The sequence below is a fragment of the Streptomyces phyllanthi genome (genome assembly GCF_009377205.1).
Lineage (GTDB): Bacteria > Actinomycetota > Actinomycetes > Streptomycetales > Streptomycetaceae > Streptomyces > Streptomyces phyllanthi.
In genome coordinates, this window is sequence record NZ_VJZE01000326.1 from 1 (window position 1) to 10527 (window position 10527).

Annotated in this window: 10 protein-coding genes and 1 rRNA gene; all 11 read right to left on the bottom strand. The window is 68.2% G+C overall.

Features of this window, described 5'->3' with window-relative positions:
• The coding region (locus FNH04_RS32490; RefSeq protein WP_322724472.1) for a DNA polymerase IV at positions 1-1339 on the bottom strand (1339 nt) is incomplete at its 3' end.
• A gap of 88 nt (positions 1340-1427) precedes the next feature.
• The gene (locus tag FNH04_RS32495) at positions 1428-2081 is read right to left on the bottom strand and encodes a MerR family transcriptional regulator (protein ID WP_322724474.1); all 654 of its coding nucleotides are present in this window, start codon (positions 2079-2081) and stop codon (positions 1428-1430) included.
• A 242-nt stretch (positions 2082-2323) separates the two neighbouring features.
• A complete protein-coding gene (locus tag FNH04_RS32500) occupies positions 2324-2797 on the bottom strand; it encodes a bifunctional nuclease family protein (RefSeq protein WP_067026588.1) in 474 nt (157 codons plus the stop codon).
• Between the two features lie 160 nt (positions 2798-2957).
• On the bottom strand, positions 2958-3725 hold the full coding sequence (gene ftsR, locus FNH04_RS32505; protein WP_152789446.1) for a transcriptional regulator FtsR: 768 nt from the start codon (positions 3723-3725) through the stop codon (positions 2958-2960).
• 44 nt (positions 3726-3769) lie between these two features.
• A complete protein-coding gene (locus FNH04_RS32510; protein WP_322724477.1) occupies positions 3770-4600 on the bottom strand; it encodes an FHA domain-containing protein in 831 nt (276 codons plus the stop codon).
• A gap of 190 nt (positions 4601-4790) precedes the next feature.
• Positions 4791-5588, bottom strand: a complete 798-nt coding sequence (locus tag FNH04_RS32515) for a DUF881 domain-containing protein (protein WP_386575747.1) — start codon at positions 5586-5588, stop codon at positions 4791-4793.
• A 155-nt stretch (positions 5589-5743) separates the two neighbouring features.
• The gene (locus FNH04_RS32520) at positions 5744-6076 is read right to left on the bottom strand and encodes a small basic family protein (RefSeq protein WP_003988855.1); all 333 of its coding nucleotides are present in this window, start codon (positions 6074-6076) and stop codon (positions 5744-5746) included.
• Positions 6073-6978, bottom strand: a complete 906-nt coding sequence (locus tag FNH04_RS32525) for a DUF881 domain-containing protein (protein ID WP_152789449.1) — start codon at positions 6976-6978, stop codon at positions 6073-6075. The genes FNH04_RS32520 and FNH04_RS32525 overlap by 4 nt, the downstream gene beginning before the upstream one ends.
• Before the next feature lie 92 nt (positions 6979-7070).
• Positions 7071-9566: a mannose-1-phosphate guanyltransferase gene (locus tag FNH04_RS32530; protein ID WP_152789453.1), complete on the bottom strand. Its 2496-nt coding sequence runs from the start codon at positions 9564-9566 to the stop codon at positions 7071-7073.
• 117 nt (positions 9567-9683) lie between these two features.
• Positions 9684-10292 (bottom strand): CDP-alcohol phosphatidyltransferase family protein, encoded by a 609-nt coding sequence (locus tag FNH04_RS32535; RefSeq protein WP_322724479.1) that lies wholly within the window; start codon positions 10290-10292, stop codon positions 9684-9686.
• A 108-nt stretch (positions 10293-10400) separates the two neighbouring features.
• Positions 10401-10517: ribosomal RNA gene (rrf, locus tag FNH04_RS32540) — 5S ribosomal RNA — on the bottom strand.
• Positions 10518-10527: the final 10 nt, after the last annotated feature.

Below are 10527 nucleotides of genomic sequence, written 5' to 3' on the forward strand. Positions count from 1 at the left end.
CCCCCGGCCCGCCCGGTAAGAGCGGCAGCGGGTCCGCCGGCTCCAGGGCCGGGTCGCCGGTACGGAAGGTACGCACGCGGCCGGGCGCGGAACCGGGCGTCTCGAAACGCACCGTGACACGCCCGAGCCCGCTGCCCTGCACCCACCCGTGCCCGTACTCGGCATGCCGTACGTCGTGCCCGGCCGGCCACCGCCGCTCGGCGGGCGCGGCCTCCTCGGGGCCGGTCTCCTCCGCCGCTTCCTCGTCATCGAGGGGGAGGGCCTCTCCCGCCGCCTGCGCGAACAGGTCCTCCTGCGTGTAGTCCGCGAGGCCGCTGACGCCCACCCCCAGGAGTCGCACACCGCCCGTGGTGTCCACGGCCTCCAGCAACCGTCCCGCGGCCTCCCGCACCACCGCGGGGTCGTCCGTGGGCCCGCGCAGCGTCTCGGACCGGGTCAGCGTGGAGAAGTCGTACCGGCGCACCTTCAGGACGATGGTCCGCCCGGACAGCCGCGCCCCGCGCAGTCGCCGCACACACCGGTCGGCGAGCCGCTGCACTTCCATACGGACCCGCACGCGATCGTGGATGTCGACGTCGTACGTGTCCTCCACCGACACCGACTTCGTGTCCCGCTCGGCCACCACGGGCCGTTCGTCGCGCGCCAGCGCCATGGCGTACAGGGAGTGCCCGTGCGCCTTCCCCACCAGCCGCACGAGCTCGTCCTCACCCGCCTCCGCGATCTCCTCCACGGTGGTGATCCCGCCCCGTCTCAGGTGGTCACCGGTGGCCGGTCCCACCCCGGGAAGGATCCGCACCGACATCGGCCCGAGCAGCGCCCGCTCGGTTCCCGGCTCGATGAGCACGAGCCCGTCGGGCTTGGCCTGCTCGGAGGCGATCTTCGCGAGCATCTTGGTCGTGGCGAGCCCCACGGACCCGGTCAGCCCCGTCACCGCTCGTATGCCCGCGCGCAGCTTCGTCCCGGTGAGCCGCGCCGATTCCGCGTCCCAGGCCGCTCCGCCCGCCTCCAGATCCACGAACGCCTCGTCCAGGCTCAGCGGCTCCACCAGCGGCGACAGAGCGCGCAGCAGCCCCATGACCTGCTCGCTGATCGATCGGTAGAAGGCGAACCGGGGCACGAGATACGCGGCGTTCGGCGCGAGCCGCCGGGCCTGTGCCATGGGCATCGCCGAGTGCACCCCGAAGACCCGCGCCTCGTACGAGGCGGTGGCGACCACCCCGCGCGGCCCGAGCCCGCCCACGACGACGGCCTTCCCACGCAGACTCGGCTTGGACGCCTGCTCCGCCGAGGCGAAGAAGGCATCCATGTCGAGATGCAGGATCGTGGGCGTGGTTCTCACGTCTCTGATGCTGCCCTACGCCACTGACAATGGGACGGTGCGGGCCGTGCGCACGGCGTCTCGGCGGACCAGATCCGGGCCGTGTGCCTCAGACCGCCCGGTTCCGCCTGCGCGCCAGCTCGTCCGCGGGGTTGTGTCCGACGAGCGTCTCGCCCGTGTCGACCCGCTCCCCGTGCAGCTGCGACAGCGCGCTCTCCACGTCACGCCACACCACGCCCACGGCGATCCCGAAGATGCCCTGGCCGCCCTGGAGCAGCGCGTGGACCTCGTCGGGAGACGTGCACTCGTAGACGGTCGCACCGTCGCTCATCAGGGTCATCCGCTCCAGGTCCCGGAACCCGGTCTCCCTGAGGTGCCGCACCGCGGTACGGATGTTCTGCAGCGACACACCGGTGTCCAGGAACCGCTTGACGATCTTCAGGACCACGACGTCCCGGAAGCTGTACAACCGCTGGGTGCCGGAGCCGTAGGCCGGTCGCACGCTCGGTTCGACGAGCCCGGTGCGGGCCCAGTAGTCGAGCTGCCGGTAGGTGATGCCCGCGGCCGCGCACGCGGTGGGGCCTCGGTAACCGATCTGTTCGGATGCCTCGGCCGCCTCGGATGCCGCCGCCGCGCCGACCGGCGTCGCCGTCGGCAGGTGCGGGAAGTGACCGGCCGTGTTGCCGTGGAGCGGGTACGGGCCGCTCTGCCCCGGACTGCGTCCGCGGGCGCCCTCAGCCGTACCGTCGCCGCTGCTTCTCACGCCGACCTCCGTCCTTGACCTGCCTTCTCGACGGTAGGCAGTCGCCAGGGGTGCGTCAACGATCGCCACACTCGCCACGCCGAGTGATAATCACCCAAAGAGTGGTTTCCCGTGCCCTCCCGCGGGGAAAGGCTAGCCGAATGCACTAGCGTCCAGCCGCATCAAGCCGCGCTGCCACCGGGAACACACCCCACCACGAGCGCGCCACTCCCCCGACGTGCGGGTCGGGCGTTGGGTCGGCCTCACTGGTTACTCGTGCCGAAATCCTCGGGCGAGATCTGGTCGAGGAACTCGCGGAACTTCTCCACCTCGTCCTCCTGCTCGTCCGGGATGGCGATGCCCGCGTCGTCGAGCACACCGTCACTGCCGTAGATCGGCGTCCCGGTGCGCAGGGCGAGTGCTATGGCGTCGGACGGGCGGGCGCTCACCTCGACCCCGCTGGCGAACACCAGCTCCGCGTAGAAGACGCCCTCACGCAAATCCGTGATGCGCACTTCCGTGAGCTCCTGGCCGACGGCCTCCAGCACGTCCTTGAACAGGTCGTGGGTCAGCGGTCGCGCGGGAGCCATGCCCTGCTGGGCGAAAGCGATCGCCGTGGCCTCCCCCGGCCCGATCCAGATGGGGAGGTAACGATCGCCTCCCACTTCACGCAGGAGCACGATCGGCTGGTTGGAGGGCATTTCGACCCGGACACCTACGACATCGAGCTCGTTCACACAGCAACCCTAGGCCGTGCGCGGGACCTTTGGGTAGTCGAACAGGGATTGGCGAGCCGGACCGGCCTCCGACCACACCGTCCACGCCCCGATCAGCGGGGCGAGAGTCGTCCGGATACAAGGCCGCCGCCTGTGGCCGGAGGCGCGTAACCAGGAGGTCTCAGGGCAGCCGGACCCGGAGCGCGGTCTGCACCAGCGCCGCGTGCAGCCTCACCGTGAGCCCCGCCAGCTCTTTCGTTCGAGCCTCCGCGTGGGCCCTCGTCTGCGGATTGCGGTGGCGCCTCAAAGGGGCCACCACCTGGTCGACGAGTCCTGCCTCCCGGTCCGCGGCCGCCTTCATGGCCCTCAGGTGCCGCGGTTCGATGCCGAATCGTCCGAGTTCCACCAGGAGGGTGGCGACGGTAGCGGCTTCCGCGTCGTACGACCCGTCCGGCAGCGCGGCGACGAGCCCGTAGGACTCCCACTCGGCCAGCTGCTCCTCGTCGATCGCGGCGGCGGCCAGCAGCTCCGCACGCCCCAGCCGGGCCACCGTCGGCTCCTCGGGCTCGCCGAAGAGCTCACCGAGCTCATCGAGCCGATGCTCGGCGTCCCCGGAGTCGCGCGGGCGGCCCAGCGCCGGCAGCCGCACCGGCTCGCCACGCGCCATGGCGTCCAGATGCTCCCGGATCACCTTGAGCGGCAGATAGTGGTCCCGCTGCATTCTCAGCACGTGCCCGAGGCGCTCGACGTCCTCCGCGCTGAACTTCCGGTACCCCGAGGGGGTCCGCTGCGGCTCGACCAGTCCCTCGGCCTCCAGAAAACGGATCTTGGAGATCGTCACCTCGGGGAACTCGTCGCGCAGCACGTTCAGCACCGTGCCGATGCTCATCAGTCCGCTGTCCGTGGCGGTGGTGCCGTTCCCGGCACCACCGCTCGGTGTTTGAAGCATGGGCCTTCCCTGGGGTTCCCCCCGGACGGCGTCCGGGGGGAGGGTCAGTAGCCCCGCTGGCTCGCGTAGAAGACCAGCCGGTACTTGCCGATCTGCACCTCGTCACCGTTCGACAGCGCGACCTGGTCGATCCGCTCCCGGTTGACGTACGTGCCGTTCAGGCTGCCGACATCGGCGACCGTGAAGCTGCCGTCCTGTGCCCGGCGGAACTCCACGTGCCGACGGGAAACGGTCACGTCGTCCAGGAAGATGTCGCTCTGCGGATGGCGGCCCGCGGTGGTCAGGTCGCTGTCCAGCAGGAAGCGGCTGCCCGAGTTGGGGCCCCGGCGCACCACCAGGAGCGCCGAGCCGAGCGGCAGCGCGTCGACGGCCGCCTGCGCCTCGGGAGAGAGCGCCGGCATCGCCGTCTGGCCGGTGGTCTCGGAGTCGTACGCCTCCAGACCCGAGATGGAGATCGTGGAGGTCGTCTCGGACGGACGCTCGGGGGTCGCCCCGGCCCGCAGCGGCGCACCGCAGTTGGAGCAGAAGCGGCTGTTCTCCGCGTTGCGGTTCCCGCACCTCGTACACACCAGGGCCGACATGGACGGATCCTCCTGCCGCGGCTGCCCCGCCGGGGCATTGGACGCGTACGGACCGGAGTCGAAACCTCCACCCGTACCTGAGGTTGACGGATCCCCGAAACCTATGCGGCCGGACTGGGCAGGGTCAACAGACGGCGCGCCCTGACCTCCGGAAATGTCACCGCCCGGACCACCGACCTGGTCCCGGAACAGCGGGCGCTGGCCCTCTTCGTCGGGCTGTGCGCGATGACGAGCGGTAGCGTTGTCGCTGCCCTCTCGCGCGCTCTTGCCGAACAACTTCGCAAACAACTTCACGGGCGATTCCCCTTGACCGAAACAGACCCGCCCGTGGGGCAGGACGAACCCTGATTGACCACATCGGTCGACCCGGACATCCCTACAACGTCCGTATCCACCAGACAGTTTCCATCACGCACCACCCGTTCGGTGCGCCGACCCCCCGCAACGTCATGCCCTTGCGGGACGGCCGCCATGCACCCCGCGTTCACTGGGAGGACGACCGAGCGTAGTCAGGCCGCTTCGCTGCTCGCAAGGCGTCCACAACGATCTTGTCCGCACGCTCCACGGTCACGATCGCCTGCTCCTTCTCCAGTGTCTGCACCACGCCTCCCGGGATGTTCAGCGCGGGCTCCAGGTCCTGCGGCTTGCCGATGACCTTGAAACGATAAGGCCGGGTGATCTTGTTCCCGTCGACGCTGATCCCGTTGCCGGAGTCTGCGAGGTAGGTGCCCGCGACGACCCGTACACCGTTCACCTGGATCGCCTCCGCACCCGCCGCGCGCAGCTCCTGGATCGCGTCGAGCAACATGTCCGCCTCGACCGTCCCCTCCGTGTCGTTGATCGTCAGCGTGATGCCGGGTCCCTGTGCCGCCACCGTGCCCGCGAGGATGCCGAGTTGCCTCTCCTTCTCGACCGTCTGCCTGCGGGCCTCCTCGGCCTGGTCCGAACTGTTCTCCAACTCGGTGCGCTGATCTTCGAGACCTTGCTTCTCCTCTTCCAGACGCTGAGTACGGTCGTCCAGTTCATCGAGGATGCGGACAAGATCTGCCTGACGTGCGCCGCGCAGGGCGCTGTCGCTGTCGCTGTTGGAGGCGACCTGCACGGCCAGACCGAAGCCGAGGCCGAACAGCAGCAGGGCGACGATGAGTTGGGCGCGCGTGACACGCGGCGGCCACAGCCCCATGACGAGCCGCTGGCGGCCGGTCAGCGCGGGCTGCTGCTCCTGTGCTGCCTGTCCGGTGGCCTCGGAGGACTGCGAGGGCTGGGATCGCTGGGAGGGCATCTCTTCTGGGAGTTCCCGGCGCAGACGGGTGGTCGGCGTCTCCTCCTGGCTGACGGCACTGTCCTTCCGGCCGCTGCCGTTCTGACCGCTGCTGTCCTGGCCGCCGTCCTTGCGCAGCTTCGCCGTGGGGGTCTCGTCGTGCTCACTCATCGGCCTCACGCCCGGAAGACGTGCCGGCGGATCGCCGCAGCGTTGGAGAAGATGCGGATACCGAGGACGACCACGACACCCGTGGACAGCTGGGCACCGACGCCCAGCTTGTCGCCGAGGAACACGATCAGCGCGGCCACGACCACGTTGGACAGGAACGACACCACGAAGACCTTGTCGTCGAAGATGCCGTCCAGCATCGCACGCAGGCCTCCGAACACGGCGTCGAGCGCCGCCACGACGGCGATGGGGAGATACGGCTCGACCACTGCCGGAACCTCGGGCCGGACCAACAGGCCGGCCACGACTCCCACGACGAGGCCCAGTACGGCGATCACGATGTGCCTTTCTCAGTTCTCGGTTCTGCGGTTCGTACGATCACACTCGGTGCGGCGGGCACCCGGACGTCACCCTCGACGGAAATGGCGGTCCGGATCCCGTAGTTCTCCTGGAGAGCGGCCAGATACAGCCCGTCGGGACTGTTCTGGAACCTGGTGCTCAGCTTCTTCCCGGCCCCCACGGCAAGCACGGTGTACGGCGGCACCAGCGGCTTGTTGTCGACCAGTATCGCTTCGCCCGCGGCCCGGATCGCGGACAGGGCCGTCAGTCGCTGCCCGTTGATCGAGATCGCCTCGGCACCCGACTGCCACAGCCCGTTGACGACCCGCTGCATATCGCGGTCGCGGACCCTCCCCGTATCGGAGAACCCGGAGGTCTCGCGCGGGTCGCCGTCGCCGCCCGAGCCGGCTTCCTTGGCATCGTCCACGACAAGCTGCACTCCGGGGCCGTGCACTTCGACGGCTCCTGCCAGGATGGCGACGAGGTCGCTGTGCGCGCTTCCCCCGTCCTCCCTGAGTGCCTCACGCTGCCGGGCGCTCACCTCGTCGCGCAGCTCGTCGACGGTGCCTTCGAGCTCGTCCGCGGCCGCTGTCTCGCGCTCGATGCGGTCGATGAGCTCCTCGCGCTCCTTGGCCATGGCCGGGGCCGCGACGCGCGCCTGGGCCGCTCCCAGGGTCACCACGAGGGCCGCGAGCACCAAGCCCGCGGCGAGTCCGAGCTTCGCCCGTACGGTTTTGGGCATACCGCTGGTGCCCTCGGCCTGCTTCCGGGCAGCCGCCTCGGCGTACCCGTCGTCGAGGCTGTGGTCCATGACGTTGTTGAGAAGCGACATGGACGCGTCCGGGCGCGAGGGTCGCGCGGGGGTACTCCGAACGGGGGGCTGCTGGGACATGCCGCACATCGTCGCACGTCGGGACCGCTACCTCCGAATGGCCCCAGCGACGTGCCGGACAGGCCCCGTTGAGGGCGCCTGTCCGGCACGCGCCCGCGTGCTCAGCGACCAGCGCTGTCCACGACCGCCGACCACTCGTCGAGAAGGGCCTGCGCGGAGGCGTCGTCGGGTCCTTCTGCCCACAGATGCGTCACGGCCTCGGCCGGGTCGGGCAGCACCATCACCCACCGCCCGTCGGTCTCCACAACCCGTACGCCGTCGGTCGTGTCGACAAAGCGATCACCGGCCGCTTCCACGACCCGCCGCATCACGAGCCCCTTCACGGCCCACGGAGTGGCGAGATCCCGCTTGAGGACATGCGCTCGCGGGATCCGCGCGTCGATCTGGCTGAGCGTGAGCTGCGTCCTGGCCACCAGCCCGATGAGCCGTACGAAGGCCGCCGTACCGTCGAACACGCTGCTGAACTCCGGCACGATGAACCCGCCGCGCCCGTCACCGCCGAAGATCGTCGATTCGTCGCGGCCGACCCGGGTCAAATCGTCGGGCGAGGTGGTCGTCCACTCCACCTGCGTCCCGTGGTAGGCCCCCACCTGCTCGGCGATACGTGTCGTGGTCACCGGCAGCGCCACCCGCCCGCTCCGTCGCTCGGCGGCCACCAGGTCGAGCATCACGAGCAGGGCCCGGTCGTCCTCGACGATGCGCCCCTTCTCGTCCACGAGCGAGAGCCGCTCACCGACGGGGTCGAACCGCACACCGAACGCGGCACGTGAGGACGCCACGATCTCGCCCAGCCGCACCAGCCCGGACCGCCGCATGTCCGCGGTCTCCGTCGGCCGGGACTCGTTCAGCCCGGGATTGATGGTCAGCGAGTCGACCCCGAGTTTGCCGAGCAGGCTGGGCAGTACGAGCCCGGCACTGCCGTTGGAGGCGTCGACGACGACCTTCAGCCCCGACTCGGAGATTCCGGTGGTGTCGACGTTGCGCAGCAGCGACCCGGTGTACGAGTCGAAGACACTGGCCGGGAAATGCAAGTCACCGATCTCTCCGGGGAACGCCCGCCGGTACTCCTGCCGCGCGAACACACGGTCCAGCTTCCGCTGACTCCCCTGGGAAAGGTCGGCCCCCCGTCCGTCGAAGAACATGATGTCGACGGAGTCCGGCACCCCGGGCGTGGTCCGGATCATGATCCCGCCGGCACTGCCCCGCGCGGTCTGCTGCCGTGCCACGGGAAGCGGTACGTTCTCCAGGTCGCGTACGTCGATGGCGCTGGCCTGGAGCGCCGAGATGACCGCCCTCTTCAGCGCCCGGGCGCCTCGGGAGTGGTCGCGGGCCGTGGTGACCGTGGATCCCTTCTTGAGCGTCGTCGCGTACGCCCCCGCGAGTCGTACGGCCAACTCCGGGGTGATCTCCACGTTCAGGATGCCGGACACACCGCGGGCACCGAACAGATGCGCCTGTCCCCGGGACTCCCAGATCACCGAGGTGTTGACGAAGGCACCGGCCTCGATGGTCTTGAACGGGTAGACCCGCACATTGCCCTGCACAATCGATTCCTCACCGACGAGACACTCGTCGCCGATGACGGCACCGTCCTCGATCCGCGCTGCCCGCATGATGTCGGTGTTCTTTCCGACGACACAGCCGCGCAGATTGCTGTGCTGCCCGATGTACACGTTGTCGTGCACCACGGCCTTGTGCAGGAAGGCCCCGCTCTTCACTACGACGTTGGAACCGACGACGGTGTGCTCACGGATCTCGACGCCGGCCTCGACCTTGGCGTAGTCACCGATGTACAGCGGGCCACGCAGTACGGAGTCCGGGTGCACCTCGGCACCCTCGGCGATCCAGACCCCGGGCGAGAGCTCGAACCCGTCGAGCTCGACGTCGACCTTGCCCTCCAGAACGTCGGCCTGAGCCTTCACATAGCTCTCGTGCGTGCCGACGTCCTCCCAGTACCCCTCGGCGACATAGCCGTAGATCGGCTTGCCCTCCTTCATCAGCTGAGGGAAGACATCGCCGGACCAGTCGACGGGGACGTCGGGCTCGACGTAGTCGAAGACTTCGGGCTCCATCACGTAGATGCCCGTATTCACCGTGTCCGAGAAGACCTGGCCCCAGGTGGGTTTCTCCAGGAAACGCTCGACCTTACCTTCGTCGTCCACGATGGTGATACCGAATTCCAGTGGATTCGGCACACGTGTCAGGCAAACGGTGACCAGCGCACCTTTTTCCTTGTGGAAATTGATGAGCTCGGTGAGGTCGAAGTCGGTCAGAGCATCACCGGAGATCACGAGGAAAGCGTCGTCCTTCAGTGCTTCCTCGGCGTTTTTGACGCTCCCGGCAGTTCCGAGTGGCTTCTCCTCATTGGCATAGGTGAGCTCCATTCCGAGCTCTTCGCCATCACCGAAGTAGTTCTTGACCAGTGAGGCCAGGAATTGGACAGTGACAACGGTCTCGTTGAGCCCATGCCTTTTGAGCAGCCGCAACACATGCTCCATGATCGGCCGGTTGGCAACCGGCAGGAGCGGCTTGGGCATGCTCGAGGTCATGGGGCGAAGGCGCGTGCCTTCGCCTCCGGCCATCACGACGGCCTTCATGTCGGAAGCGTCCTCCTTGAGAAGAGACGACGGTCTAGCCGACTTCACCCGTCCGGATTGTCCCGCACTTTTCCAACGCGGGCCATCAGGCCCTACGGTCACCCGATCCGGGCGAGCTCAATCGGCCATGGCGTCCGCACGGACCAAGCGGCGGACTTGTACTACGTAGAGGACTCCTGCCCACCAGTACAGCGTTGTACCCCATCCAGCGAACGCCCATCCGAAAATAGCAGCCAGTGACGGGATCCATCCACTTCCGTCACTCAGCAACAGCAACGGGAAGGCGTACATCAAGTTGAAGGTAGCGGCCTTCCCGAGGAAGTTCACCTGCGGCGGTGGATAGCCGTACCGTCTGAGGATGCCCACCATCACCAGGAGAACCGCATCGCGCACCAGAAGTGCAGCGGTCAACCACAACGGCAGAATCCCGCGCCATGTGAGACCGACCAAAGTCGACAGGATGTAGAGCCGATCAGCCGCTGGGTCGAGAAGCCGGCCGAGGCTGCTGACCTGGTTCCAGCGCCGGGCCAGCTTGCCGTCCAGATAGTCGCTGACACCGCTGAGCGCCAGCACCAGAAGCGCCCAGCCGTCGCTCTTGGGCCCCCCGAACTCCGGCCAGAGGATCAGCCACAGGAAGACGGGCACACCAACGAGCCGCGCCATGCTGAGGATGTTCGGGATGGTGAGGACTCGGTCCGTCTGGATCCGGGTCTCCTGGACCTCCACCCGGGGCCTCCTGGGGGAAACAAGCCAACGATGCCCCCTGACCTTACCTCAACGCAAAAAAGCTCTGGCTCTTGGGCATGATGCCCAAGAGCCAGAGCTCTAAAAGGAGTTCGGCGGTGTCCTACTCTCCCACAGGGTCCCCCCTGCAGTACCATCGGCGCTGTAAGGCTTAGCTTCCGGGTTCGGAATGTAACCGGGCGTTTCCCTCACGCTATGACCACCGAAACACTATGAA